The sequence below is a fragment of the Sphingomonas flavescens genome (assembly GCF_030866745.1).
Lineage (GTDB): Bacteria > Pseudomonadota > Alphaproteobacteria > Sphingomonadales > Sphingomonadaceae > Sphingomicrobium > Sphingomicrobium flavescens.
Genome location: NZ_CP133016.1, coordinates 2,365,795 through 2,391,260 on the forward strand (window position 1 = coordinate 2,365,795; position 25,466 = coordinate 2,391,260).

Here is a 25,466-nt window from a genome sequence, read left to right on the forward strand (position 1 = left end):
CCGAACCCGCGGAAGAGCGAAAGCAGTCATCGGCCGAGGACCAGTTTGGCGAATTCGCGCCAGCTCTCTATTCGCCCGGGCGCCATCTTCAGGGACGCCAGTGCGTAGCGCAGGGCACGTCGTCGATCGCCGGCCTCAAAGGCTCCCCGCGCCCATGTTAGCAGAACGTACGGAAGGAGCTTGCGTTCATCGCCGCTCTGGACTGGGGGTAAGGTGACTTCTTCCCCAAGCTGGAGCCGATCGCTCCCTTGCTCGCGCCGTTCTTCTGCGAGTTGCAATATTATCCTGCAGATTTCAGGCCAGTTCTGTCCGTAGGCCGTGCATGTGTTAAGAAGATGTTGCCGGTAGACGTAGAGTATTTCGGTGAGGTTGCTGACCCGGCCGCGCTCAGCAACGCGAAGTAGGAAGTCCAAATCCTCGCCCATGCGAAATGGATGCCGGAAGCCTCCGGTATCCAACGCTACTGAGCGCTTCTGCATGGTCGAGGCGAAGCGGAGACCATTGCCGGCCGCCTGATCGGACCGGATTGCCGAATCCTCGGCCGGATAGTGCTCGATGCCCAAGCTATGACCGTCAGGATCGATGCGCTCGACGTTGGTCCCGACACAAACGAGCGAAGTGTCGACTTCGAAGGCACCGACCTGCTTTTGCAATCGATCCGGATGCGAGAGGTCATCAGCATCCATCCAAGCAATCAGATCGCCGCTTGCCTCTGACAGCAATTCGTTGCGGGTTTCGATAAGGCCTCTGTTCGTGCGTTCGATTAGACGCGTTCTAGGGTCCTGCTGAGCGAACGCTCTGAGTATCTCCGATGAGCCATCGGTAGACCCGTCATTTACGATTACCAACTCGAAATCTTTGAAAGACTGTCCTCGAATACTTTCTAGGGCGTCCGGTAGGTAAACTCCCGCGTTGAATACCGGCATCAAAATGCTGACCCGAGGCATCTAAGCGATAGTAACTTTGGAGGGGGTGGGCAAAGTGACGGCCTCATCAAAGTCGAGGTCAACTACCCCGCGAAACTTTTCATACAGATGCAAAGCAGCGTGGCTCCAAGTAAATAAACGTGCTCGCTTCGCAGCTGCCGCTCCCATTGATCGGCGCAGCTCTTCGCTCGTTGCTAATCGGGTGATTGCATTAGCAAGTTGATCGACACTGAGTGGGTCGACAAGTAAACATTCGATATCCCCGCGTACGATGCGTCCTGTGCCCATTGGGCTGACGATTGAGGCCAGTCCGCAACCGGCAGCCTCGTAAACGACTTGGGGCCCACCCTCTTCGTGCGTTGGAAATACGAACACGTCGGCTGCGGCATAAACCTCAGCAATATCCCCGACGTAACCTAGTGTTACGACGTCTGGTCGCGAAAGTGTGTCAGCGTAAGCATTGCGAAGGTCTTCGTCGACATTCCCAGCGATTAGCAATGTGCCGTCGATGTCGGCCCGCTTCCACGCCTCGAGCAAGACGTCAAAACCCTTCCGGACTATGCCGAGGCCGACAAACGCAAAGACTGGGCGTCTCTTTGGTCGATCAATATCGATAGCGCTCGCCAAGCGCACAGGGTCAAAGCCGTAGAAAGTGTCGAGAATTCGTGATTGATCAATTCCAGATTCAAGAAGGCTCTGCGCGACGAGGGCATTTGGTGCGGTGATGTAGTCGCACGCGAGCATTTGTTGATGCTCCTCAGCGATCTCTTCCCGAGTGTACCAGCTTGGCGGGAGTTCATGTCCACGACGCGCGAAGGCCGCGACCAGTCTTTCACGGCCCATTGGTGCCATGCAGTTGGTCCGTTCCGCCACAACGATGGCGCCTCGCTCCCGCGCGTCTTTGATCAGACGAATGTCGTACGGAGGCCAAACGTACATGATATCGCCCGGGCTCAGCGCGGACAGCACTTTGGCGCCGGCTACCCTGCCTTGAAAGTGAGCAGGGGCCTTAACCTTGCATAGCATCCGATAAACCAAGGGTGAGAGCGCCGATTTGAAATACGGACGCGGCGAAAGTGGACTGCCGCCTAGATACCAAAGGGTTTTACCTACCCCATTCTCGGGCATGTTGTTTAGGAGCTCGGTTAAGGCGTGAGCGACGGACCCGTGACCGAGGGTATTCCAAAAAACCGCTTGTACCTGCATCGGCCCCGGTTGCGGCGATGTCTCGACCCGAGCCCGGGCGTCCGCCATGGTCAAAAACCCTTCTAAGCTGCCGATGTGATCGCCGATTGTCTCGACCGGGATTGGTGGTCAATTAATCCGCATGACTTGAAAATGAGTGAATTCGCGCCCTAACGGCCTCGATCAACGAGGAAAAGTGATTTGCGCGGGTGAAACGCGGACCAAAGCTTCTCTATTTCTTTCGCGGCGACGAGCATTCCGGCCGGCCAGGTTTTGGCGCAGAGCTCGAACGTCGCGGATGGCGCGTCGACTGCGTGCCGGTGAGTGATGCGGCAGCTCTTCGGGGCATCCCCGAAGTGTTCGCCAAGAAGCACGATTTGTCAGAATATGACGTTGTTGCTGCCAGCGAATATTTTCTCACTTGGGCGCTGAGTCTGCGCGCATTGCTCAACCGCAATGTACCTGCGGTTGCCGCGCTCTCCTTTAATCAGTCTTCGCGGCGGCTGATCGAAACCCACATTCGCCCGGTCGACTGGCTTCTGAACCGCGTCTGGCGACGTGTGGCGCTTTTCGTCGTGCACTCCCGGGCTGAAGCGGACATGTTTGCCAAGGTCCACGACATTCCTGGCGATCGGTTCGTCTTCTCGCACTGGGGTTACGATCTTCCTGCTTTCCGTGAAGCGAGGGTTTATAGCGACCCAACGCCTTATGTGACGATGATCGGCCGAAATAATCGCGATATTGCCGCGTTTTGTGAGGCGGTCCGCCTAGCTGACGTGCGCGGTGTTCTCGTCACGGCTGGTTACATGCTCGAGCGCAATCCACTCAGCGTACCGACGAACGTCAAAATACTGACAGACCGTTCCATGGAAGAATGCCTGAGCTTGGTCGCTGGCTCATTTGCACATCTTGTTCTGGTGACTGACGCAAAACGCGGTGCCGGACACATCAGCGCCGTCAGCGCAATGTTACTCGGCAAGCCCCAGATATTCACCGAGGTCCCTCCGCTTCAGGATTATTTGATCGACGGCTTCAATGGCATCGGCGTTCCTCTGTCTGACGCGCAAGCCGTCGCTCAAGCAATCTGCAAGCTTCGCGATGATTCCAACTTTGCTGATCAATTAGGGACGGCCGGTAGGCGCTTTGCGCTCGAGAAAATGTCTAATGCTGGCTCGTCCGCTCGAATGGCAGACGCAATCGAAGCCGCCCTTAAGCCCGGCGCTCGTCTTGCCTAGCGTTTTTCGGAAGGTCGGACGGTCAAGCTAACGAGCATTTGTTCGCAGCACCTCGCGTACGGCCCGAAGCTTTGGTGCGGTCGCCTCGAGCTGGCCTTGATACTCCATAAGGCCAAACCCTGCCTTTCCGACGCCGCCAGTCAGCGTGAACAAGGCCATTGTATCCCCGATCTCACTGTTCCATCTACTTAGATACGCCCTGTAGAGCGCGTACATTCGAGGGTCGCGCTCGATTTGCGCAACGAGTTGCTCGCGATCATTAAGCCAGACATGCTGACCGCCTTCATAAGCAATGTATCGTTTGCGAAATTTATTCGCGACTGCCTTTTGTTTTTTCGCCCACTCAAGGCTTTCGGACAATTTTTCTGGCAGTAGTTTATCCATCACATCGTCCAAGCTTTTGCCGCCAACATCCTCATCGCCAGCACCCCAATATGGTGCGGAAGCAAGCGCATCCACGCTCTCTGCGGTACCTGCCGTTGAAAGAATGTATTCCGACCAAAAAGGGCTCACGTTCTGCGCGCTAGCCACCCGAACGAGGCGGTCCATCTGCCCTACGAATACGCTGCCCCAGATCTGCATAACGTGACGGGTCTTTTCAGCGTACCGAGTCATCGCCTGCCCGTAGTTGCCGTGACTGGCGTCTAGGCCTTCTTTGATGCCTTCCTGCTGAGCTTGGAGCATCACGGGGTAGCCACCGTTCCACACCTCGTTGCTCACCTCGACATAAACGCGGTGGTTAAGATCGAGGTTGTCACGCACATAAGTCGCGAACTTTGCGACATAGTCGTCGTCGGCGTTCCAAGGCATTGCGAACCACGGATCAGCTCGCAACGAGTTGGCCAGCGTGACCATATGCTCCACCGGGACGCCGTCGTTCAGGCTGAAGTCGCCATCCCCCGGTTTGTTGCGGTGCGCCCAATTGACGGCAGTGTTGGCCTCGACGGCCCGCTGCCACTTCATAAAGCGAATGACCGAAAAGCCCTTCAGCAAATTTGTGAATGTCGGATCGAAAACTGCTGCTGGGTTATCCCCGTCTTCGCGACAGTCGATGTTACGAACGTAATTGGCTGAGTTGACTGTGTAGGAAAGGTAGGCAGGCCTAAGCGTGCCAGCGTAACTGGAGGTATAGTCGAAGCGGAGTTCTCGCGATCCCGCTATCCGTCGAAAACGGACGGCACCGTTCGAATCTGACACTTGCATGGTATCGCCGTCATCGCCGTCCCAGCGACATACGATGTCTGCAGGTTGTACCGGAATTGATAGAGCGCGGACCGCTTTTGCTCCGGGCGGAAGGAGTTTAACCCAACCGTTGGTGTCAAGATTGGCACCTGGGATCGTCATCCCAGCGCCATTGGCCGTCTTCATCTCCCAGCCTCCACCGTAGATGAGATTCTTGAAGGGTCGGCTGCCATCCCAGAACGCAATCGTGCTCACGTTGGCGCCGATATTATTCCCTGGGGGTGCAACCCCCGAAACTTGCGCCCGACCGCATGCGGAGAGCTGAATCATCGCTCCGACTATCGAGACATGTAAAATCCAGTGAGTAGTAGAACCGGCCACGACTGAAGGCTGGACCTATCGCCGCATGTCATCAACAATAATCGCGACTATCATAGTGTCTGACTGACCTGAGAGGCGTGATGAGATACGGCCGAATACTGCTGGGGACTGCTGCCATCGCATTCACGGCCTGCAGCCGACAACCTGCGGGCGAATCTGTCCGCGTCAGCAATCAGAGCGCTGCTGCTTTCCAACAGCCTGCTGATCCGTTCGGCTGGCCAATCCTTGATGTTTCGGGCCGCCGCGTGGGGACCATCTTCACCAAGCTAGCTCAACAGGGTGTGATACGTGTATCCCTCGACACCGCTGGACTACCACCAGGCGCGCATGGCGTTCACATCCACGAGGTTGCGAAGTGCGAAGGACCAAATTTCGAGAGCGCGGGCGCTCATTGGAATTGGAGCGGCAAAAAGCACGGTCATGCCAATCCCTCGGGCCACCACGCGGGCGACCTCGGCAATTTAATTGTTGGGGTGGACGGAAGAGGCCAGGAGACCTTTTCTATAGATCCAAGGGAGTGGGACCCAAAAGCTAACGGGCCTCTTTCATTGGTGATTCATGCGTCGGAAGACGACGAGAGAAGCGACCCTAGCGGCAACAGTGGCGCTAGAATCGCTTGTGGTACATTTTATCTGCGCAGACATATTTAAGCCAAGAGACGTCCACTGACCATCTCAGGGTCTGCGGCGCGCTAAACAAGGCGAACGACGAGCGAACTCTTTCGCAAGATCAAGCAAGCTTAAGTCGTACTTCTGCTCGAATGAAGTTTCCCCAGTCCTGTGTTGCTCAGCATGGTGATCGCGGCACAGGCTCACCGTCCATATATCGGACGGCTTGAGGCCCATTCCGCCGTCGGATCCTCGCCGGACGTGCGCGCATTCGATTGGCGTCGAATTGCATCCCGGTACTGAGCAGTGATGGCTTGCAACCCACTTGCGGTGAGCGGGGATGCTCCCCGGCTGCGATTTTTTGGGCAACCGAGGTTTGCGCCTGGGGAACCGCACCTCAGGCATTTTCGAGCTCACCTGTCGGGACCTTGGACCCGCGCTGTGAGGAGACGGTCTTTGATCGCCGTTTTGGTTTAGCGAGTGTCTGCCGACGTCTATCGAACGATTTGCCGAGATCTGCATAAAGGTCATCCCTTTCCCGCGCGAGCGCCGTCAGAAACTCCCGGTGGCGTTCCTGCACCAAACTAAGTGCCTGCTCGCTTTCGCAGACCTCTATGATGTCCGTAATATCGCGGACCCATTGCTCCCAACCTTGGGGAGGCGCCGCGATATGCCTTTGCGCATTAGCCCGGTAGCTCGCTTTGTCCGGCTCCTCCGAACCCGCAAAGGGGATACAGAAAGTCTGCACCATTGCACTCTTGTAAGCAGCGGACATGGCTTTCGCTGTTGCCTTGTCGCTTGGGTCCAGGGCTTCGCCAAATGCCTCGACGATTTGTTTCGAGCCGTCGTCAACGCTCGTGAGCTCGAAAGCCACCCTAAGCACGGTATGGAACAGCGAGCGATCTGCTTCATCATGCCGCTCTGCCGCTTCGCGTTCGAGAACGCGCGGAGATATGCATAGCCGGTGCTTGGCCAACAGCGGCGCGAGCCTGTCGAGCACATCATCGATGGACCGGTACTTGTAATCATCGACTGCATTGGTGTGGGTCTTGGCGATACCGCTCTGCGCTAGCTCGGCAGAAACGGCGTTGATTGCGCCGTAGACGCTCGGAGCAGCCATTATGCGAGCTCCCGGATGCTGATTGCACCGGACTTGCTGCGCTTGGCCTCGATGCCATGGCCGAAGGCCCGTGCGACATCATCTTCAACCAGAGACTTGATGGAGGCGCACGCTGAAGAATGCAGCTTGGCCGCCTCGCGATGCTTCAGCCAATCGAACGCCGCGGATGCCCAGGCGTTATTCCCTTCAAGGCAAACCTCACGAATGCCGATCGGTCGCGGGGCTGGCGGTGGAGTTGCCGGCACCGGCTTTTTACCGCTTATCACGCAGTCCCAGAAGCGATGCTCAGCATCGAGCAGCTCCAGCTGGTAAAGCCAGTCAGACGCGATCTCGAAGATCTCGAACCGCTGGTTGCCGAAAATCACCGACAGGATCGCGCGCTCGACGCCAACGACTGCCATGTTGTGTTGCAGCTGGGGCATGTACCGCTCCAGCACTTCGTCGTTCTTGGCGAATGCGCTCGTATGCTTGGCTTCCCATATGGCACCGTCGGGCTTCACCAAGCCATCCACCGTACATCGCCGCCAGTGATAGCGTTCGCAGGCGAAGCTCTCTCCAACCGCACCAATCTCTTCATTGGTCAGCTGCTCGTACCAAGCTCGATTGAAAGGCTCTGTCCAGCACCCGAGCATGACGTGAAGCTTGTCGGATAAGTCGGGCGGCGAGGCTTCCCCACGCTTCTCCAGCCAGAGCTCGCGAATTCTATCCGGATGGCCTGACAGGATGACATTGGCATCGCTGCCGCCGACGCCTCGATTGCGCGCGCGCTGCTGCTGGTCGCTCAAAAGAAGGCGATGCATCTCCGGCCACCGCAGCTTTTGCGAGGTGCCTCGCGCTTGTCGCCTGCGCTCTTTGGACGGCTCGCTCAGTAATTTGTCCACCGTAGGATTGTTATGCACCGCGCGCCGGCTTTCAGCCGCCGCCGCGCAAGTAGTTTCAAAGTTATCCACAGACTTACATCCTCCAACAGATTACAAGACAAGCGAGTCGCGTACTTGTGTTGCTCTGGTAGAAGATTGTCTCAAGACTATATTTCACTACTAGTACTATTCACAACAGCTACTACAATAAGCTGGTGCGTAAAGTTCACAAATTGTTCCCGTGAGCTTTTTTCAGTAACCTTTCCAGTGCATCAAACTCCTCGTCATCAAGCAAACTGAGATCTGGTTCGCAATCGGAGGCTCCAATAGCATGTCGTTCGATAAACTGGAGGGTTGGAATTAGCAAAGTACGCGGACCCAAAACCGCTTCTCGCAACAACCGCATCACGAGAGCTTTAACGATAGGGACCGACTTTCTCTTATCACCGACCTTAAGGTCGACGGTTTCAGTCAGCTCGCCTTGTAGGATCGCGGCGAAATCAGACGTTCTTTTCTTTCTACCCCGCGGATTGCCAGAAATGCCTTTCTGAAATTGGTGAGCTTTGGGTGGGCGTTTGTACCCAACGCGATCTTTGTCCGAACGCGCGCCGTGCCCTGGGCCATGTATCTTCGTCACTGCCCGCTTCCGGAATAGCTCTTGTTGGCTGCAGTTTCGACACTCTGCCCTGTCCAGACATTCGTGGGTGGATCGCCAGTCGCCTTGAAGTATCGCCGCAAGGTAACATCCACATACCGTGGTTCCAGCTCGATCAGCCGAGCGCGTCGACCTGCCTGCTCGGCTGCCAGCAGCGTTGTGCCGGAGCCACCGAATTGATCTAAGACTATGCCATTGCGACTGGAACAATCGTAAATTGCGTCGCGGACCAACTCGGTTGGTTTGACGGTGGGGTGCATTGCAAGCTTCGCGTCGCGATCTTTCTGGAATCCGTTCATCCCCGCGTAGTTCCAGACGTTTGTGCGGCATCGTCCATGCCGGCCGAGCTCAACGTTGTTTACGTGCTTTGCTTCTCCAAATTTGAACACGCCGACCAGCTCATGCTGCGATCGGTAGAGCGAGCCCATCCCGCAATTGGATTTTACCCAGACGCACAAGTTCTTGAACTCTGAGTAGACGCCGGCGCTCGCGTTTAGGAGCTCTCCGACGTGTCGCCAGTCGATGCACATAAAGTGAATTGCGCCATCAACAGAAACGTCAGCAGAGTTCCGCATCGCCGTGTTGAGAAAGCTCGTGAATTCGCCGCGAGACATCTCACCTGAAGCCATTAGAAAATCTGGATGGCGCTGACTGCCAAGCCCCAACACATGCCCTCTTACCGGGACGTTGTAGGGCGGATCAGTGAAGACCATTTGGCATTTTTCGGAGCCTAGAAGCACGCGATAGCTCATCGGATCGAGTGCATCGCCGCAAAATACTCGGTGGTTCCCCAGCGCCCATAGGTCTCCCGGCCGAGTCACAGCCGGAGCATTGCTTAGTATGCTCGAGTCTTCACTTTGTGAGTCGTCGTCATGGCGGGCGCGTTCGATCAGCACCTCCATTTCAGGCATTTCAAAACCTGTATCCGTAAGGTCGAAGTCCAAATCGAGACTGAGTAGGTCGCTAAATTCGACCGCTAGCAGTTGCTGATCCCAACCCGCCAGCTCGGCCAGCTTGTTGTCGGCAAGTAAGTAGGCCCGCTTCTCTTCGGGACTCAGGTGATGCAGTCCCACAGTCGGAACCGTATCCAAGCCCAACTGGATCGCCGCGAGAACGCGACCATGGCCAGCAACAATTTCTCCCCGTGAATCGAGTAGGATCGGATTATTGAAGCCGAAAGTTTTGATCGACTTCGCGAGTTGACCGACCTGCTTGGCGCTATGAGTCCTCGAGTTGCTCGCAGAGGGTGTCAGCGATTTTGGGTCGCGATAGGTGATTGAGAGATTTTCGGTACGATAATTCATGTGGGCAGAATGCCATTCAAGGCACCGCTTCGATAAGACCGAACGATTAAAAATAGCTCAAATCTAATTTCTTTAGGGAATTCAAATAGATGCCGTCGCCACCGCTCGAGTAAGACCAATCAAGCTCTCATTTATTTGGCGCGAGCCAACGGCGGGCGGTGGCTAAATGCCCGCGTACCATTCGTAGTCGACGTTATCTTCCCAGTAGCCGCCCTTGCCTCCGTAGATGTCTGAAAGACTCTCAACCGCCTGGACGCGCTCTACGTACTTGGCGTGTTTATAGCCTAGCTGGCGCTCAACTCGCAGGCGAAGCGGCGCGCCGTTCGGGATTGGCAGCAGGTGCCCGTTCATCCCCCAAGCAAGAATCGTCTGCGGGTGGAACGCGTCCACGAGATCGATGCTCTCGTAGTAGGGCTTGTCGCCAAACCGATCCGCGCAGTGGAATACAATGTACTTCGCTCGAGTACTTAGTCCCGCGTACTCCAAGATGCGCGATAGCTGCACGCCGTGCCACTTGCCGATGGCACTCCAGCCCTCGACGCAGTCATGACGGGTAATCTGGGTACGAACGGGGAGGCGGCGAAGCGTCTGAATCGGAACCGACAGTGGCCGCGTTACCAGGCCATCGACCACCAGCCGCCAATTGGCGAACTGCTCAGCGGCATGACGGGCATAAGCATCTCCGCCAGGCACGCGGGTCCCATTGGACCGGAAGATCGGCGACATGTCTGCTTCACCATACTCGCGCGCCAATGCATCGCGCGACGAGATCAGCCGCTGGCTTGCCATCGTGAGCTTCTCCGCGGAGCGCAAAACGCCGCGGAAATTGGAACTGTTATTCAGTCTGTCACAACCACCCACCATCAGGCCCGCCGCGCCGGTTGCGATGAACCTCCGCCGCTCGATCATGACACTGTTTCCTCAGGAGGAACGCGAAAGCGTCCTGTTATCATCGACGTGATCTCATTCATTGGACCAGCGAGTAGCACCATCACGAGATGCACTATGATAAACGCCAGCAACGCAGCCGCGCAGATGAAATGGATGGATCGCGCAGACTGCCGTCCTTGGAAAACGTCGAGTAACCACGGCCACGCCGCGTCCATGGCGGGAGACATGGCGAGCCCTGTCAGCACCATCATCGGAATTAGGACGAAGATTACCGCAACATAGCTTAGCTTCTGCAGAATATTATACCGAAGCGCCGCTTCGCCCGTCGGGAAGCGCAGGCGCGCATGCTCCTGAATGTCTTGCCAGATGTGGCGCGGCTTAATCTCATCAGCGCTTGGCTTGAGATCACGCTGCGCGTGGCGATTCAGAAAACTGGCTATCAAAAACAGGATGAGGCCGATTGACAGTAACCAGGCGAAGGCGAGATGCCACCGCCGTGCAGCTGCTAGATTGTAGGTTGAAGGAATAGTCGCCCAACCGGGAAACGGACGTCCCGGGAATGACAGCCATGGGTGATCAAAATTCGCGCCAAACTGCCCCCAGTACAGGTGCGGATGCGCGTTGAAGATCATCATTCCGGACATTAGCAGCACCATGACCGTAAGCGCGTTTATCCAGTGCCACAGCCTGGTTGCTAGTGCATGACGGTAGACCGTCCTTCGAAGGGGCCGCGAACGCTCGGTCGACAATGTCTCCCGTTCAGGCCGTTCCGTCGGGTCGGACGCAGATTCTTCCATCAGAACTGCCGCACATAGCCGAGATAAGCATCCCGGTCATGTTCGCATGCAACCACCGGGGACAGCTTACGAAGTGGCGGGAATTACCAAGTGTTTTCAGGATTAACAAAGGCCCTTAATTTGTTTAAGGATTATTTAACCGTTGAGTCGATTCGCGGGGCAACAGGGAGTTTACTCATGAAGCGTTATCTACTTGCAGCAACGGCCGCGGCCGCAGTTGCTTTCGCCGCGACGCCTGCCAGTGCAGCCGTCTGCATCGGCATTGCCGTAAATGGCGGTGCAATTTCCAATGTCGGTTGTGATGGCGGCACAGGTTCGGCCAGCTACGTATCGACCAGTGGTCCCGGTGGCTATCTGTACAACATTGGCGGCACCGGCGCTCCAGCGCTCACGATGCCCCAGTTGCTGACCCAGTCGATCAACATTCAGCAAGCTAATGCCGCAAACGCGATTATCGACGTTTACGTCACCCAGAGCGATCTCACTTCGCTCAATTCCAGCTTGCTGAGCGCGTTCACTTCGAACACGCTGCAGGGTTTGTCTGCTACGATTAGCTCATATTACAGCACCACGAACGCGCTTTTTGGCGGCACGTTGCTGCAAAGCTCAGTATTCAACGGTACTGGCGTTTTCAGTGGTGCAAACGCGCTGAACGTCACCGGTCCGTGGTCAGAGACGGTTCGTTACAGCCTTAACTTCAGCGGTGGTCCAGGCTCGAACTTCAACGGCACGGCCAATCTTCGCGCAGTTCCGGAACCGGCGACTTGGGCCCTGATGCTGATGGGCTTCGGCGGAATCGGTTTTGCGATGCGTCGTCGTCGTCAGCCGATCCTCGCGCAAGTCGCGTAAGGCACCACCTAAACTTTAGCAGCGGCCCCGGTAACTCGGGGCCGCTTTCATTTTTTGCGATCAAGGGAGCGCTAAGCGTGCGCTTGCCCAAGGCGCATGCCGGCAGGGCGGCCAGAATCGACCTTCGCGGCCGCCCTGCCACCTCATGAATTGGCTACTAGACCGAGCGCGCGCTAGACGCGCTGGCGCTCAGGTAAATGTGACAGCCGCACTGTTGGATTAACCCGGCAGAGCTGCTCAAACTCAGCTGCGTTCTGCAGCCTTTCTTCAAATAGGTCCCGCGCAGCTTGCAACTGTAGCCAGTACTCCGCCGTGAGCCCCGTCGCTATTTCCAGCCGTATCGCGGTGTTTGGCGTTATCGGCGTTTTCCCTTTCAGGAGGTAGTGCATTCGCGCGCGGGAGATCCCCATGGCTGCCGCGAGTCCGACGGGCGCCAGGCGAAGATCCTTAAGCAGCGCCGACAGAACCTTTCCGGGATTAGGTGGCAATTCTTGGGATTGCATCTTCGCGAAAATGCCAGCGAACCGATACCTCCGCAACGATCAATGATGGAGAACGCTGCTCGTCGTTGTGCCCCGGATTTTAGCTATTTTCGGCGCCCCCGAGCTAGCGGTTCAACCGGATTCAGGCGTAAATCGGCGGCCGGGCTGCCACTTTGCCCTAAAGTTGAGCCATTCGCGCAATCAGTGGAGAACAAGAATGCATTTTGGTTTCACCGAAGGCGAAAGAGGAATGCGCATTGTGGCGCTTCAAACGCCGCTGGCAGCCGATTGCGCGGCAGATGAGGAGGTCGATGCTGTCATTGATGAGTTGCGAGCGGACCTTGATCGTCTTCGCGACGTCATGAAGCAAAAGCTGAAAGAGCGACCTACAAAATCATTGTTCGGCAGGTTTCATTCCTGACCGGCTGCTTCCCTGATACGGAGCAGCTCATTCCCTGTTAGGTCCCTGCAAATTCCCTGTTACGCACGAGCAGGGAAATCAGTAAAAATCAGCGAATTTCTAACATTTTCAGCCGCGAAATTCGGCCGAATAGAGCGATTCTGAACCGCTTTCCCTGTAAATTCCCTGCAAAACAGGGAAAACAGGGATGCGCAGGCCGCGGCGCGCCACGCGTTGAGTCCAAAGATCGAGGAGCCCGCTCCGCGCCGGAGCAGGCAATCAAAGATCAGGAGCGTCAGCCTAGTCGCTGCCTATCAGCGGAAGTTGTCGGCGTACGCCTGGAGTTTCAGCCGCACCGGCTGCGAGGGAATCAGGTGGTAATTCAGCCCGTGCTTCTCGCAATAAGCGACGGCTGCTTCCTTCGTTGGGAAATTCATCCGGACCTGTGGGTTGGTGTCGCCAGAGCCGTTCCATCCCGTGAGCGGATCAGGCCGCAACGGTTCGCGCCGCTCGAACTCCAGGAGCCAGCGGCCGTTGTAGGCCTTGCCGGACTGGGTCGTCTTGCGTTCGAGTTCGGAAATGCGCGCGATCATGCACGGACGAGTGGCTGACTGTGGTCGCGGAATCAAGGTCTAGCCGACGCGCGCTTCGTCTTGAGCGTTGGGGCGGCGGCGGCGGGATCGTCGGGCCACGGATGCCTTGGGTAGCGGCCACGCATGTCTTTCGCCACGTCGCGCCAGCTCCCGCCCCAAAAGCCAGGCAGGTCGCGTGTGGTCTGGATCGGCCGGCCCGCGGGCGAGGTTATCGAAAGAATCAGCGGTACGCCGCCGCCCCCAATCATGGGGTGGGCGGACAGGCCAAACAACGCCTGCGGGCGAACTTCCACGGTGGGTCCTCCAGCGGCTGTATAGTCGATCGCGTGACGGCTTCCCGCCGGGCTGACGAAATCGGCCGGCGCGAGCGCCTCCAGACGACGGGCTGCCGCGTAGCTCAAGAGGGCCATGAGTCCCGATTGAAGTGCAGCCGGCGAAATATCGCTGAGCCGTCGCTTTCCCGTGAGCAGCGGCGCCAGCCATTCGTCGGCGCAATCGAGCAAGCTTTGGTCGTCGAGAGTCGGAACCGTTTCTTCAATCTGAGCGGCAAAAGCGGCGCGGGCGCGGAATTGCGGCGTCTGTTCGTTCCAAGGCAGCATCTCCAAGCCATGTTCGCGGACGCCGCCGAGAAGCGCCTGCTCGATAGCATTGGTATCGGGGTTCGGATCGGGACCGCTAGTAAGTCGGATCGCGCCGAGGCGCCGGGAGCGTGTCGGCGTCACCGCGCCGGTCGCCGCGTCGAAGTCGCCCTCATGCCTGGTTTCGATGCGGTCGCCGAACAACTCCAGCACCGCGTCCTCAGCTATCCTAACCGCGGAAAGAATGCGTGGCCCGGACGCATGGCCCGCGACCTCGCCAACGGCCAGCCATTGGCTTGCCGCAAGTGAGGAGGCGGGGTCGAGGCGGAACCCTCGGCCACCCACGGACTGCCAATGCTCGCCCGATGCATCGCGCCGGCGAGACACCCGGTCGGGAAAGGCGAGTGCGAGTGCGGTGCCAAGCTGGGGCTCGCTGACGCTAGCGTCAGCTACCTCCAGCCGCTTGCGCCAGCCTGATGCGAGTTTGCGGGCAGCCTCGGCACGGGCAGACCGATCCGAACGCCAGCGCCGCCAGCGGAGTTCGAGATCCGGGTCGTTACCCCCAAGCCCGCGTTCGCTAAGCAAAGCCGCGACATCCGCTGCCGCCGCGCCGAAGCCGCGATCCCGCGCTTCCAGCAACATGTGTGCAAGGCGCGGCTCAAGCGGCAGTCGCGCAAGAGCGCGGCCATGCGGCGTAACGCGCCCGTCTTCGCCAACCGCGCCGAGGTAAAGGAGCCGCCGCTTGGCCTCGCTGAGCGCCGCATCCGTCGGCGGATCAAGGAACGGCAGTTGTCGAGGATCGGCTGCACCCCACAGCAGGCACGTCAGCAGCAAGCTTGAGAGATTTGCCTCCAGGATCTCCGGCGGATCGTGGGCGGGAAGGGAGGCATTGGCCGCTTCCTCCCACAGGCGGATCGCGACGCCGGGCGCCTGGCGCGCCGCGCGGCCTGCTCGCTGGGTCACTGCAGCGCGGCTGGCCCGCTCGGTGGTGAGCCGCGTCAGCCCGGCGCCGCGATCATAGCGCGGGCGACGCGCCAAGCCGCTGTCGACGACGATGCGAACATCTTCGAGCGTCACGCTGGTTTCGGCGATGCTGGTGGCGAGCACGACCTTCCGGCGGCCAGTCGGTGGCGCCGCCAGCGCCGTACGCTGCAAGACGGGTTCGACCCCGCCGTGAAGCTTATGGAGGTCGACATCGGCGGACAGGTTTTCCAACGCCGCGGCGGCGCGTTCGATCTCCGCGACGCCGGGCAGGAACGCCAGCAACGATCCTTCGCGGTCGCGAAGGGCTGATCTTATGGTCGCCGCCATCTGCGGTTCGAGCCGCGCCGCGGCATCGCGGCCGACGTACTCTATTTCTAGCGGATAGCTGTTGCCTTCGCTGACGACCGTCGGCGGATACTCGAGGAGTCTTTCGAAGCGCTCGACATCCAGCGTTGCCGACATTGCCACGAGCTTCAGATCCGGGCGCAACGCAGAAGCGGCGTCCAGTGCCAGCGCGAGCGCAAGATCATTGTCGAGGCTTCGCTCGTGGACTTCGTCGAACAAGACGGCCGACACGCCGGCCAGCTCCGGATCCGACTGGATACGCGCCAGGAACACGCCATGGGTCATGGCCACTACGCGTGTGCCTTTGCCCATCCTCGAATCGAGCCGCGTCGCATATCCAATGGTTTGACCCGGCGCTTCACCGAGCTGGGCGGCCATGAATTCGGCGGCCGACCGCGCGGCCAAGCGTCTCGGCACCAGCAGGAGAACTTCTCCGGTGCACCAGCCCTCTGCCAGCAGCGCCGGAGCGACTTTTGTCGTCTTGCCGGCGCCGGGCGGCGCAATCAGCAGCGCACGCGCGTTGCCCTGCAAGGCTGCCAGCAAGTCTGGCAGGACTTGGTCGATCGGCAGTATCATCCGCGAATGTTCCGAATGTTCACAGTGACGGGCCGGTTTCCGCGCCTTCCTGCCATCATGATCACGCGGCGGTCGAGTTCATCGAGGCGCCGCTGTTGCGCAAGCACGGGCCTGTAGGACAGCGCCTCAGAAAGCGCGGGCGACCGCGAATTCGGCGGCCTCGGTCAGCGCGGCCTTGGCCTTGCCGGCGGGGAACATGGCGAGCGCATCGATTGCCCGGCGGCCGTAGAGCCTCGCGCGTTCCAGGGTGTCGGCGAGCGCGTCGGTCTGGCGAAGCATCCGAATGGCCAACGCGAGGTCCTCGTCGTCCACACGCTTGCCGCCGATGGCATCGCGCCAGAAGTCGCGGTCGTCGTCGCTGCCGCGGGCATAGGCGAGGATGACCGGCAGCGTCATCTTGCCGTCGCGAAAGTCGTCGCCGACGCCCTTGCCCATGGTCGCGGCGTCGGAGTCGTAGTCGATCACGTCGTCGCTTAGCTGGAAGGCGATGCCGAGATTGCGGCCGTAAGCTTCGAGGGCCTGCTCCGCATCTTCGCCCGCTTCCGCGACCACCGGCGAGATGCGGCAGGCGGCGGCGAATAGGGCGGCCGTCTTGGCGCTGATGATCTGCAGATAATGGTCTTCGTCGGTTTCGATCCGGCGCTGCGCTGTGAGCTGATCGACTTCGCCTTCGGCGATCACCGCGGAGGCGTGGCTGAGGATCCGGAGCACCTTTAGGCTGCCGTCTTCCACCATAAGCTCGAAAGCGCGACTGAACAGGAAATCGCCGACCAGAACGCTGGCCGGGTTGCCCCAGATGAGGTTGGCCGTGCGCTTGCCGCGCCGCATGCCAGAGCCATCGACGACATCGTCGTGGAGCAGGGTCGCGGTGTGGATGAATTCGACGGCGGCCGCGAGCTTGTGATGACGGGTGCCGGGGTAGCCGAGCAATGCTGCGCTCGCGAGGGTCAGCATGGGCCGCATCCGCTTGCCGCCGCCGGCGATCAGGTGACCGGCAAGCTCCGGGATAAGCGCGACCTTGCTCTGCATGCGGTCGAGGATGACGGCGTTGACGCCGTTCATGTCGCTGGCGACCAGCGCCATCAGCGCTTCGAGCGACGGGGGCTTGCGGACTGGAAGGTCGTGAATGGTGGCGGACACGGCGCCGCCCTAGCCGGACAGCGCCGTTTTATCAAAGCCGCTTACCAGACGTGCACGCGCTCCTCGGGCGGCAGGTAGAGCTTGTCGCCAGGCTGCACGTTGAACGCCTTGTACCAGGGGTCGAAATTGCGGACGATTCCGTCCACCCGGTATTGGTCGGGGCTGTGCGGGTTGCTCAGCAACTGCTGTCTCAGCGCACCCTCGCGGCGCTTGCCCTGCCATGCTTGCGCGTAGGCGATGAAGAAGCGCTGGTCGCCGGTGTAGCCGTCGATGATTGGCGGCTCGCCGTGACGCGCGACGTAGCGGCGGTAAGCGGCGTAAGCCGTCTCCAGCCCGCCAAGATCGGCAAGGTTCTCGCCTAGCGTCAGCCGGCCCTTGATATGCACGCCGGGGATCGGCTCATACTGATCGAACTGGGCGGCGAGGCGGTCGGCCTTCACCTTGTACTTGGCGGCAGTCGCGGGCGTCCACCAGTCGCGCAGGCGTCCCTTGGCGTCATATTGGCGACCTTGGTCGTCAAAGCCGTGGCCCATTTCGTGGCCGATCGTGGTGGCGCCGGTCTCGGCGTAATTGACCGCCGGATCGGCGTTCGCGTCGAAGAAGGGCGGCTGCAGGATCGCCGCGGGAACGGTGATCTGGTTCAGGGTCGGATCGTAATAGGCGTTCACCGTCTGCGGCGTCATTTCCCACAATCCGCGATCGACGGGGTTGGGGAAACGCTTCAACTGAAGCTGCCACAGGAAGTTTTCCGTGGCGATTTCGTTGGCGAGCGGATCGGTGCGGCTGATCTGCAGAGAGGAATAATCTATCCACTTCTTCGGGTGGCCGATGCGCGGATCGAAGGTGCCGAGCTTTTCAAGCGCCTTGGCGCGGGTGGTCGCGTCCATCCACGAAGCGCCACTGATCTTCTCACGATAGGCTTCGCGCATGTCGGCGACGAGCTCGTCGGCCATGCGGGAGGTGTTCGCCGGCCAATATTGCGCGACGTAGAGCTGACCGACCGCTTCGCCGAGGCTTTCGTCTAGCAACTCCATGCCTCGCTTCCAGCGGGCACGCTGCTCGGGAACGTCATTCAACGTGCGGCCGTAGAAACCGAAGCGGGCGTCGTCGAACGCCTTCGGCAGCTTGTCGGCATGATCGCTGAGGAACCGGAAGGTGAGGTATTCCTTCCAGGTGCTAAGCGGCACGTCGGCGATGCGCTTACCCGCGGCGGCGACCGCGGTTGTTTCCGCCACGTCGACCTTTTTTGCCGCGCCGAGGCCCATCGACTGCAGCGTTTCGGCCCAGTTAAACTGCGGCGCGAGCTTCATCAGTTGCGCGCGGGTCATCGGATTGTGCGTCGCGACCGGATCACGGCGGCGCTCGGGCGTCCACTGGTCCTTCGCCAGCCGCGTCTCGAGCGCGATGATGCGGTCCGCGCGGCCGGCGGCGTCGGGCAGGCCAGCGAGCGTGCTGAGATCGATGATGTACTGACGATAGGCCTTGCGGATCTTGTCGTACTTCTCGCCCGTCAGCAGGTAATAATCGCGTGTGGGAAGGCCAAGGCGCGCCTGGCCGGCCACGGCCGTGTAACGGGTGGGATCGTCCTGATCCGTGGAGATGCCGAGGTAGATGGGCGCGGCATAGGAAGGCTGCGCCATGAGCTTCACCAACTCGGCACGGTTCGCAACAGCGTCGATCTTGGCAAGGTAGGGCTTGGCCGGATCGAGGCCGCGGGCCTCGATACCCTTCTCGTCCATCCACGCGGCGTAGGCATTGCCAATCTTCTGCGCGATCGGCGAGCCGGGCTTGGCCGTCTCGGCCTCGACCATCTTCTTGACCTGCTGCTCGATCTCGTCCGGCAACTCGTAATTATAACCAGCGCCCGTCTTGTCGGCCGGAATCTGATAGTTCTTCAGCCAGGTGCCTTCGGCATATTCGAAGAAGCCGTCGCCCGGCTTCACGTTCTTGTTCATGTCCTTGGTTTCGACGCCCCAGGTGCCGTAGCGCGGTCCGGCGGCAAGCAGGATCGACGGAATTGCAGCGGCAAGCGCGCCAGTCAGCAACAAGTGGCGGAAACGCATAGGAAACTTCCTCCCCGAATCATTGGCGCGAACCCTAATCGCGGCGCTTGGCCGTGCAATCGCCAATTCGACGAAAGGGCCGTCTGCGCTAACCCGCGGGCAGGCTCAGCCGAGCGAGAAGGCCACCGAGGTCCTCACTCTCTTCGAGATGGATCGTGCCGCCGTATATTTCCGCGACGTCTCGCACGATTGCCAGGCCAAGGCCTGTCCCCGGCTTGCCAGTGGTGTCCAGGCGAGCGCCGCGTGTGAACAACTCTCCGCGCCTGTCTTCCGGTATACCGGGCCCATCGTCTTCGACGAGAATGTCGATCATCTTGCCCTTTGGCTCGACCGTTACGAACACCCGGCCGCCCCCGTATTTCGCAGCATTCTCGACGAGGTTGCCAAGCATTTCATCAAGGTCCTGGCGCTCGACCCGAACCTGCGCCGCGTGATCGCCCGCGATGTCGATCGTCACGCCATCGTGCAGCCGGTCGACCGCCCGCTGCACTGCTTCAAGGCTGTCCCAAACGCGAGCGCGCGATTGCGCGGCGGCACGGCGTCCGATGGCGCGCGCGCGCGCGAGGTGATGGTCGACTTGCCGCCGCATGACGGACGCCTCGCGAACGACGGTGCGAACGAGATCGGGGTCGCTGGCCGTGGCGGCGTTGGTGATCACGGTAAGCGGCGTTTTGAGCGCATGGGCAAGATTGCCGGCGTGGCGCCGCGCTTCTTCCGCCTGCGCCTCGCTATGGGCCAATAGCTGATTGATCTCTTCCGTCAGAGGCCGGATCTCGGTCGGGAATTCATCGCTGATCCGGGTTTTGTCGCCAGACCGGATCGCCGAAACCTCGTCGCGGACGCGGCGCAGCGGCCACAGGCCATAGAAGGTCTGCAAAGCGGCCAGGACGAGCAGGCCTACGCCCAAGGCGGAGAAACTCCAGATCAAGGTCGAACGGAGTCGGCGGATCTGATCGTCGATCGTCTCGCGCGACTGCGCCACCTGAAAACGCCAGCGCACGTTCGAGCCGGGAAGGATGGCGTCCCGTTCCGCGACACGGATCGGCTCGGCATGGTCGCGGGTCGAGAATTCATCGCTATCGTAAAGGTGCGGCTTCACGTCGGCATGGCTGTCGCTGACGCGGAGCCGCCGGTCCCAGAGCGATCGGGACGGGAAGGTTTCGGCGCCGGAGCCGCTGATCTGAAAATAAAGCCCTGAATAGGGTTCGACAAAGCGTTGATCGGCCGGCGCTCGGTTAAAGCGAACCTCGCCCTGATCGCCGGTATCGGATGGACCGATCTCCGACGACGCGATCATCGAATTGAGCACGAAGACGAGCTGATTGTCGAAGCTGTCGACGATCGAGCGGGTCAGCACTCGGTCGAGCGCGAAGCCGCCGATCAGCAAGAGCGCGCCGATCCACACGCCGGCGATGCCGATCATGCGGCGGTTGAGCGAGCCCGTTACCCGCCGCCTGGCGGCTGGCCTCTTTTCGGCCGCCGCCGTCACCGGGGCGGCTTGGTCGTTCAACTCGTCGGTTCTTCTAGGCTGTAGCCGAGGCCGCGGATGGTCGTGATGACGTCGGCGCCGAGCTTCTTGCGGATACGCGTCACGAACACTTCGATAGTGTTAGAATCCCGGTCGAAATCCTGATCGTAAATGTGCTCGATCAATTCTGTCCGGCTGACGACCTTGCCTTTGTGGTGCATCAGGTAAGAGAGGAGCTTGTATTCCTGAGCGGTCAATTTGACCGGCTCACCATCCTTGGTGACCTTACCCGAGCGAGTGTCGAGGCGGATGTCGCCGGCGATCAGCTCGCTCGACGCATTGCCCGAGGATCGGCGGATGAGCGCGCGCAGGCGGGCGATCAGCTCTTCGGTCTGGAACGGCTTAGCCAAATAATCGTCAGCGCCGGCATCGAGCCCGGCCACCTTGTCCGACCAGCTGTCGCGCGCGGTCAGCACGAGCACCGGCATCTTGCGCGCTTCCTTGCGCCAGCGGTCGAGCACTGTGAGCCCGTCGACCTCGGGCAGGCCGAGATCGAGGATCACCGCATCGTAATTCTCGGTCGAGCCGAGATAATGGCCGTCCTCGCCATCGGTGGCGAGATCGACCGCATAGCCGGCGCCTTCCAGCGTCGAGCGCAGTTGGCGGCCCAGATTGGGTTCGTCTTCGACGATCAGAATGCGCATGGAAGGTCCCCGGAGCTGTTCATATTCGCGCCGTCAACCGTTGTTGCGACGAGAAGTTGCTTATCCGGAACAACTGGGAACTGCGGCCGAGAAGTCAACCGCGAAGGCTTTAGTGGTCGCGCGAACGGCGGACGACGCGGCCCTGGCCGTCAACATCGACCCAGATCACGCGGCCGTTCTGCATGAACTTGAAGCGATAGGTGTCGCCGTTCATCTCGGGACCGAGATAATCGGCACCGCTGCCCATCATCGGCATGACCCGACGCTCGAGCTGCGGCAGCGGCATCGACCGGCCCTGCTCACGCGAGCGGAAAGCCCGGTCCGCATCGCGCGGGGGATCGGCCAGCGCCGGAGCGCTGGTCAGGCCACCGGCGACGGCCGCGGCAAGAAAGATGGTACGCAACAGTTTCATTGACCGACTCTCAGTTCGGAAGCGTTTCTAACACCTTGCATTGAATAGGCTATGAATACTGCCGTCGTGCCGCGTTCATCGCTTGAGGCACCGGCAGTGCTCGCTTAAGCGCCCGCCATGGCCGCGCCTGTATTATCTTATGAAGACCTTGGCTTGATCCAAGGTGAAGGCTGGCTGTTCCGCGGTTTGGATCTGTACATCGGCGAGCGCGACCGGCTGGCGCTGATCGGCCGCAACGGCGCGGGCAAGACGACGTTGCTCAAGTGCCTCGCCGGGACGATCGATACCGACGAGGGCAAGCGCACGATCAAGCCCGGGACGCATGTCGTCATGCTGGAGCAGGATCCGAACATGGCCGGCTTCGATACGCTGGAGGCGTGGGTGCTCGGCGGCAAGGATGCGCCGGAAGCGCATGAGGCGGCGGCGATTGCCGACCAGCTCGGTATCGACCTGTCGCGTCCGACGGCGACGGCCAGCGGCGGCGAACGGCGGCGCGCGGCAATTGCGCGGGCGCTGGCGCAAAACCCGGACGTGCTGCTGCTCGACGAGCCGACCAACCATCTCGACCTCGGTGCGATCGAATGGCTGGAAGAATGGCTGAAGCGTTTCAAAGGCGCTTTCATCGTCATCAGCCACGACCGCACGTTCCTGACCCGGCTGACGCGTAGCTGCATCTGGCTGGACCGCGGCGGCCTGCGCCGCGCCGAGATCGGATTCGGCGGGTTCGAGGCGTGGACCGAGCGCGTCTATGACGAAGAAGCGCGCGCGGCGGAGAAGCTGGACGCAAAGCTGAAGCTGGAGCTGCACTGGTTGCAGCGGGGCGTGACCGCGCGGCGGCGGCGCAACCAAGGGCGGCTGACGAAACTGCACGAAATGCGGGCACAGCGGGCAGCGATGCTGGGGCCCGCGGGGTCTGCAAAGCTGGCGCTGGCGAAGGACGACGTCCGGTCCAAGACGGTCATCGACGCAGAGCAGGTGTCGAAGAGCTTTGGCGAGCGGCCGATCATCCGCGACTTCACGCTGCGCATCCAGCGTGGCGACCGGATCGGTGTCGTCGGCCCGAACGGGGCGGGTAAGACGACGCTACTCAAGCTGCTGACCGGGGAGATGAAGCCGGACAAAGGCACGGTGACGCAGGCGAAAACCCTCAGCGGCATCGTCATCGACCAGCAGCGCAAGTTGATGGACCCGGCCAAGCGCGTGAAGGACGTGCTCGCCAATGGCGGCGACTGGATCGAGGTGCGCGGAGCCAAGAAGCACATCAAGGGCTATCTCAAGGAATTCCTGTTCGATCCGTCGCTGACCGATGCGCCGATCGGTTCGCTATCGGGCGGCGAGCGGTCGCGGCTTTTGCTGGCGCGAGAGTTCGCGCGTGAGGCGAACCTGCTGGTGCTGGACGAGCCGACCAACGACCTCGACCTCGAAACGCTCGACCTGCTGCAGGAGGTGATCGCGGATTATGACGGCACGGTGCTGATCGTCAGCCACGACCGCGACTTCCTCGACCGCACGGTGACGATCACGCTTGGCCTCGACGGCTCGGGCAGGGTGGATGTCGTCGCAGGCGGTTACGAGGACTGGATCAAACAGCGGTACGAGGCGGCGCGTGCGCCGGCCAAAGCGCCGTCAAAGGCTGCAGCTGCGGAAGCGCGAGCACCGGCGGTCGCAAAGAAGCTGACCTACAAGGATCAGCGGGATTACGACCGGTTGCCGGGCGAGATTGATCGCCTGCAGGCAGCGGTCGCGGCCGACGAGGCGGCACTGAATGACGCCGACCTGTACACCCGCGATCCCGACCGCTTCGCCAAGCTGACGGAGCAAATCGCGCGCAACCGCGCCGAGATCGAGGCCGCAGAGTTGCGCTGGCTCGAAGTCGCGGAAATGGCCGAGGCGCTGGGCGCTTAGGCCAGCGCTCGCGCCCGCTCTTCGACACGCCGTTCCAGGATCGTCAGCGGCATCGAGCCGTCCTTGAGCACCTCGTGGAACTGCTTGATGTCGAACTTGGCGCCGAGGATGCTCTTCGCTTTCTCTCGCGCGCGGAGCCAAGCGAGGTGACCGACCTTGTAGCTGCAGGCCTGGCCGATCGAGATGCAGTAGCGCTCGACTTCGCGTTGAACGCGGGCGCGCGGGAAGCCGGTGGTTTTGGTCATGTAATCGACCGCCTGCTCACGGCTCCAGCCTTTGCTGTTGAGGCCGGTGTCGACGACGAGACGCGCCGAGCGGAAAAGGAAGGACTGCAAGTAGCCGCCCTTTTCGATTCCCTTGTAGCCGCCGAGCTCGTCAGCGAGCTGCTCCGAATAGAGCGCCCAGCCTTCGATGTAGGACGAGTAGAAACTGAGCTTGCGCAGCATCGGGATATCTTTCGACTCCTGCGCCAGGCTGATCTGCAGGTGATGTCCAGGGACGCCCTCGTGATAGGTTAGCGAGGGCAGCGAATATTTGGGCCAGTCGCCGGTCGACTTGAGGTTGATGAAATAGATCGCCGGGCGTGAGCCATCGAGCGTCGCGGGGCGGTAATAGCCGTTCGACGCGCCGTCCTGAATTTCCGGCGGTACACGGCGGATTTCCAGCGGCTGGCCGGGCAGGGTGGCGAAGGCCTTGGGCAGCAGGCCCATCATTTCCTTCACGTTCGCATTGAGGCTGGCGATCAGCTCGACGCGGCCTGGATCGGTATTCGGATAAAGTTGCGCTGGAGAATTGTTCAGCGTCGCGAGGCGCTCACCGACCGTGCCGGTCGCGAAGCCCGCCTGCTTGAGAACGGAGTCGAGCTGCGCCGTATATTCGGCGACCTGGGACAGGCCGAGCTGGTGCACCTCCTCCGGCGTCATGCTGCTGGTTGTCGCCTGCGCGAGTGCGGCCGCATAGATTTCCGCGCCGCGGGGCAAGCGGGTCGCGCCATCGCCCGGCCTGGTCGTCGGCTTAAGCTTGCGGACGGCGGCCATCTGCCGGTCGAGCGCGGGGTATACTTGCTGCTCGACGATTTTTGCAGCGCGGGCGCCCCAATCGCCGGCAAGGTTCTTCGCCTTCGTTCGGCGCACGAGCGACTGCACCATGTCGCTCTCGGCGGCCGCCGGTTTGCGCAACGCTTCCATCTGACCAAGCGCGAGGTCGAGCGACCATGCCGGGGCGAGGAAGCCGCGCTGCGCCATCTCGATCTGATCCTGGGTGTCGAAGTCGAGCAGCTTCCCGAACTGGCCGAGGCGGGTGAGGTAAGCTTCCGCGTCGCTGCGGGTCTCGATCGGATGCGCGCTGTTGAGGAAGTCGGGGATCGAGAAGTAGGCGCCGCTCTGCTGCGAGATGATGTAGGGCTGCTGGACGGAATCGATCTTGAACTTGTCGTAGGACGAGAGGTTGGTTTCGAGGTCGTAGATGACGATTTCGCGATTGAGCTGCGCGGTCGGCGAAAGCGTCGATGGCGCGATCGCGCGGACGGCGGCGAGGGCGGCCCGATCACGCGCGGCATTGGCCTTCCGCTGCACATTGGGCGGGCGCATGTCGAAGGTCGAGCGCAGCTTCGCATTCGCGCCGTTGTCGAGCCCAAGATAGGTCGCGAACGTCGGGGATTCACGGACCTGCCGCTGAAAGATCTGGTCGAACAGAGCGTTGAGCTTGGCGTCGTTCGCGCCCTTTGCCGCTTGCGCGATGGCACGCGTGTCGATCAGCGGGAGCAGCGCAAGCGTCGCGCTGCTGGCGAGAAATGAACGACGATCCATCGAGAGTCCCCTTCT

At 60.6% G+C, this 25,466-nt stretch carries 24 protein-coding genes; 5 read left to right on the forward strand and 19 right to left on the reverse strand.

Features of this window, described 5'->3' with window-relative positions:
- Nucleotides 1-26 precede the first annotated feature (26 nt).
- Entirely contained in the window at nucleotides 27-947 is a 921-nt protein-coding gene (locus QU596_RS12135; protein ID WP_308515809.1) for a glycosyltransferase family 2 protein, read from the reverse strand.
- Nucleotides 948-2,180: a glycosyltransferase family 4 protein gene (locus tag QU596_RS12140; protein ID WP_308515811.1), complete on the reverse strand. Its 1,233-nt coding sequence runs from the start codon at nucleotides 2,178-2,180 to the stop codon at nucleotides 948-950.
- Between the two features lie 140 nt (nucleotides 2,181-2,320).
- Between QU596_RS12140 and QU596_RS12145 the strand changes: the two genes are divergently transcribed.
- Nucleotides 2,321-3,346, forward strand: coding sequence for a glycosyltransferase (locus QU596_RS12145; protein WP_308515812.1), 1,026 nt, complete (start codon nucleotides 2,321-2,323; stop codon nucleotides 3,344-3,346).
- 27 nt (nucleotides 3,347-3,373) lie between these two features.
- Here QU596_RS12145 and QU596_RS12150 read toward each other — a convergent pair whose 3' ends face one another.
- On the reverse strand, nucleotides 3,374-4,783 hold the full coding sequence (locus tag QU596_RS12150) for a hypothetical protein (protein ID WP_308515814.1): 1,410 nt from the start codon (nucleotides 4,781-4,783) through the stop codon (nucleotides 3,374-3,376).
- A gap of 206 nt (nucleotides 4,784-4,989) precedes the next feature.
- Here QU596_RS12150 and QU596_RS13710 point away from each other — a divergent pair, with 206 nt between their 5' ends.
- Nucleotides 4,990-5,559: a superoxide dismutase family protein gene (locus tag QU596_RS13710; protein WP_420030985.1), complete on the forward strand. Its 570-nt coding sequence runs from the start codon at nucleotides 4,990-4,992 to the stop codon at nucleotides 5,557-5,559.
- Nucleotides 5,560-5,583: 24 nt separating this feature from the next.
- Here the strand turns inward: QU596_RS13710 and QU596_RS12155 are convergent, their stop codons facing one another.
- The 7 genes from QU596_RS12155 to QU596_RS12185 all read right to left on the reverse strand — a co-directional run bounded on the left by QU596_RS12155 (nucleotide 5,584) and on the right by QU596_RS12185 (nucleotide 11,144).
- Nucleotides 5,584-5,922, reverse strand: a complete 339-nt coding sequence (locus QU596_RS12155) for a DUF968 domain-containing protein (RefSeq protein WP_308515815.1) — start codon at nucleotides 5,920-5,922, stop codon at nucleotides 5,584-5,586.
- The gene (locus tag QU596_RS12160) at nucleotides 5,915-6,637 is read right to left on the reverse strand and encodes an ERF family protein (RefSeq protein ID WP_308515816.1); all 723 of its coding nucleotides are present in this window, start codon (nucleotides 6,635-6,637) and stop codon (nucleotides 5,915-5,917) included. Before QU596_RS12160 ends, QU596_RS12155 begins: the two co-directional genes overlap by 8 nt.
- Complete coding sequence (locus QU596_RS12165; RefSeq protein WP_308515818.1) at nucleotides 6,637-7,437, reverse strand: YqaJ viral recombinase family protein; 801 nt, start codon at nucleotides 7,435-7,437, stop codon at nucleotides 6,637-6,639. Before QU596_RS12165 ends, QU596_RS12160 begins: the two co-directional genes overlap by 1 nt.
- Before the next feature lie 286 nt (nucleotides 7,438-7,723).
- Complete coding sequence (locus QU596_RS12170; RefSeq protein ID WP_308515820.1) at nucleotides 7,724-8,134, reverse strand: DUF5681 domain-containing protein; 411 nt, start codon at nucleotides 8,132-8,134, stop codon at nucleotides 7,724-7,726.
- A complete protein-coding gene (locus QU596_RS12175; RefSeq protein WP_308515821.1) occupies nucleotides 8,131-9,456 on the reverse strand; it encodes a site-specific DNA-methyltransferase in 1,326 nt (441 codons plus the stop codon). Before QU596_RS12175 ends, QU596_RS12170 begins: the two co-directional genes overlap by 4 nt.
- A gap of 162 nt (nucleotides 9,457-9,618) precedes the next feature.
- The gene (locus tag QU596_RS12180) at nucleotides 9,619-10,365 is read right to left on the reverse strand and encodes a molybdopterin-dependent oxidoreductase (RefSeq protein WP_308515823.1); all 747 of its coding nucleotides are present in this window, start codon (nucleotides 10,363-10,365) and stop codon (nucleotides 9,619-9,621) included.
- Entirely contained in the window at nucleotides 10,362-11,144 is a 783-nt protein-coding gene (locus QU596_RS12185; protein WP_308515824.1) for a cytochrome b/b6 domain-containing protein, read from the reverse strand. Before QU596_RS12185 ends, QU596_RS12180 begins: the two co-directional genes overlap by 4 nt.
- Before the next feature lie 120 nt (nucleotides 11,145-11,264).
- Between QU596_RS12185 and QU596_RS12190 the strand changes: the two genes are divergently transcribed.
- Nucleotides 11,265-11,993, forward strand: a complete 729-nt coding sequence (locus tag QU596_RS12190) for a PEPxxWA-CTERM sorting domain-containing protein (protein WP_308515826.1) — start codon at nucleotides 11,265-11,267, stop codon at nucleotides 11,991-11,993.
- 173 nt (nucleotides 11,994-12,166) lie between these two features.
- Here the strand turns inward: QU596_RS12190 and QU596_RS12195 are convergent, their stop codons facing one another.
- A complete protein-coding gene (locus tag QU596_RS12195) occupies nucleotides 12,167-12,496 on the reverse strand; it encodes a HigA family addiction module antitoxin (RefSeq protein ID WP_308515828.1) in 330 nt (109 codons plus the stop codon).
- Between the two features lie 196 nt (nucleotides 12,497-12,692).
- On the opposite strand from QU596_RS12195, the gene QU596_RS12200 reads away from it, so the two are divergent.
- Nucleotides 12,693-12,896, forward strand: coding sequence for a hypothetical protein (locus tag QU596_RS12200; protein WP_308515830.1), 204 nt, complete (start codon nucleotides 12,693-12,695; stop codon nucleotides 12,894-12,896).
- Between the two features lie 293 nt (nucleotides 12,897-13,189).
- On the opposite strand, the gene QU596_RS12205 is transcribed toward QU596_RS12200, so the two are convergent.
- The 7 genes from QU596_RS12205 to QU596_RS12235 form a co-directional block, all read right to left on the reverse strand.
- Complete coding sequence (locus QU596_RS12205) at nucleotides 13,190-13,468, reverse strand: ETC complex I subunit (RefSeq protein ID WP_308515832.1); 279 nt, start codon at nucleotides 13,466-13,468, stop codon at nucleotides 13,190-13,192.
- A 32-nt stretch (nucleotides 13,469-13,500) separates the two neighbouring features.
- The gene (gene hrpB, locus QU596_RS12210; protein ID WP_308515834.1) at nucleotides 13,501-15,951 is read right to left on the reverse strand and encodes an ATP-dependent helicase HrpB; all 2,451 of its coding nucleotides are present in this window, start codon (nucleotides 15,949-15,951) and stop codon (nucleotides 13,501-13,503) included.
- 126 nt (nucleotides 15,952-16,077) lie between these two features.
- Nucleotides 16,078-17,091, reverse strand: coding sequence for a polyprenyl synthetase family protein (locus QU596_RS12215; protein WP_308515836.1), 1,014 nt, complete (start codon nucleotides 17,089-17,091; stop codon nucleotides 16,078-16,080).
- 41 nt (nucleotides 17,092-17,132) lie between these two features.
- Nucleotides 17,133-19,154 (reverse strand): M13 family metallopeptidase, encoded by a 2,022-nt coding sequence (locus QU596_RS12220; protein WP_308515838.1) that lies wholly within the window; start codon nucleotides 19,152-19,154, stop codon nucleotides 17,133-17,135.
- Between the two features lie 88 nt (nucleotides 19,155-19,242).
- Complete coding sequence (locus QU596_RS12225; RefSeq protein WP_308517995.1) at nucleotides 19,243-20,577, reverse strand: sensor histidine kinase; 1,335 nt, start codon at nucleotides 20,575-20,577, stop codon at nucleotides 19,243-19,245.
- Between the two features lie 83 nt (nucleotides 20,578-20,660).
- Complete coding sequence (locus tag QU596_RS12230) at nucleotides 20,661-21,326, reverse strand: response regulator transcription factor (RefSeq protein WP_308515840.1); 666 nt, start codon at nucleotides 21,324-21,326, stop codon at nucleotides 20,661-20,663.
- Nucleotides 21,327-21,435: 109 nt separating this feature from the next.
- Entirely contained in the window at nucleotides 21,436-21,738 is a 303-nt protein-coding gene (locus QU596_RS12235) for a hypothetical protein (protein ID WP_308515841.1), read from the reverse strand.
- Nucleotides 21,739-21,855: 117 nt separating this feature from the next.
- Between QU596_RS12235 and QU596_RS12240 the strand changes: the two genes are divergently transcribed.
- Nucleotides 21,856-23,643, forward strand: coding sequence for an ABC-F family ATP-binding cassette domain-containing protein (locus tag QU596_RS12240; RefSeq protein WP_308515843.1), 1,788 nt, complete (start codon nucleotides 21,856-21,858; stop codon nucleotides 23,641-23,643).
- Here the strand turns inward: QU596_RS12240 and QU596_RS12245 are convergent.
- Nucleotides 23,640-25,451: a DUF885 domain-containing protein gene (locus QU596_RS12245; RefSeq protein ID WP_308515845.1), complete on the reverse strand. Its 1,812-nt coding sequence runs from the start codon at nucleotides 25,449-25,451 to the stop codon at nucleotides 23,640-23,642. The two genes, QU596_RS12240 and QU596_RS12245, sit on opposite strands and share 4 nt — an antisense overlap.
- Nucleotides 25,452-25,466: the final 15 nt, after the last annotated feature.

Bases quoted from the DNA above. Each gene is read 5' to 3' on its own strand.
- QU596_RS12135 (WP_308515809.1), bottom strand. From the start codon at position 947: ATGCCTCGGGTCAGCATTTTGATGCCGGTATTCAACGCGGGAGTTTAC.
- QU596_RS12140 (WP_308515811.1), bottom strand. From the start codon at position 2,180: ATGGCGGACGCCCGGGCTCGGGTCGAGACATCGCCGCAACCGGGGCCG.
- QU596_RS13710 (WP_420030985.1), top strand. From the start codon at position 4,990: ATGAGATACGGCCGAATACTGCTGGGGACTGCTGCCATCGCATTCACG.
- QU596_RS12155 (WP_308515815.1), bottom strand. From the start codon at position 5,922: ATGCCTGAGGTGCGGTTCCCCAGGCGCAAACCTCGGTTGCCCAAAAAA.
- QU596_RS12160 (WP_308515816.1), bottom strand. From the start codon at position 6,637: ATGGCTGCTCCGAGCGTCTACGGCGCAATCAACGCCGTTTCTGCCGAG.
- QU596_RS12165 (WP_308515818.1), bottom strand. From the start codon at position 7,437: ATGCATCGCCTTCTTTTGAGCGACCAGCAGCAGCGCGCGCGCAATCGA.
- QU596_RS12175 (WP_308515821.1), bottom strand. From the start codon at position 9,456: ATGAATTATCGTACCGAAAATCTCTCAATCACCTATCGCGACCCAAAA.
- QU596_RS12180 (WP_308515823.1), bottom strand. From the start codon at position 10,365: ATGATCGAGCGGCGGAGGTTCATCGCAACCGGCGCGGCGGGCCTGATG.
- QU596_RS12185 (WP_308515824.1), bottom strand. From the start codon at position 11,144: ATGGAAGAATCTGCGTCCGACCCGACGGAACGGCCTGAACGGGAGACA.
- QU596_RS12195 (WP_308515828.1), bottom strand. From the start codon at position 12,496: ATGCAATCCCAAGAATTGCCACCTAATCCCGGAAAGGTTCTGTCGGCG.
- QU596_RS12200 (WP_308515830.1), top strand. From the start codon at position 12,693: ATGCATTTTGGTTTCACCGAAGGCGAAAGAGGAATGCGCATTGTGGCG.
- QU596_RS12205 (WP_308515832.1), bottom strand. From the start codon at position 13,468: ATGATCGCGCGCATTTCCGAACTCGAACGCAAGACGACCCAGTCCGGC.
- hrpB (WP_308515834.1), bottom strand. From the start codon at position 15,951: ATGATACTGCCGATCGACCAAGTCCTGCCAGACTTGCTGGCAGCCTTG.
- QU596_RS12220 (WP_308515838.1), bottom strand. From the start codon at position 19,154: ATGCGTTTCCGCCACTTGTTGCTGACTGGCGCGCTTGCCGCTGCAATT.
- QU596_RS12225 (WP_308517995.1), bottom strand. From the start codon at position 20,577: ATGATCGGCATCGCCGGCGTGTGGATCGGCGCGCTCTTGCTGATCGGC.
- QU596_RS12230 (WP_308515840.1), bottom strand. From the start codon at position 21,326: ATGCGCATTCTGATCGTCGAAGACGAACCCAATCTGGGCCGCCAACTG.
- QU596_RS12235 (WP_308515841.1), bottom strand. From the start codon at position 21,738: ATGAAACTGTTGCGTACCATCTTTCTTGCCGCGGCCGTCGCCGGTGGC.
- QU596_RS12240 (WP_308515843.1), top strand. From the start codon at position 21,856: ATGGCCGCGCCTGTATTATCTTATGAAGACCTTGGCTTGATCCAAGGT.
- QU596_RS12245 (WP_308515845.1), bottom strand. From the start codon at position 25,451: ATGGATCGTCGTTCATTTCTCGCCAGCAGCGCGACGCTTGCGCTGCTC.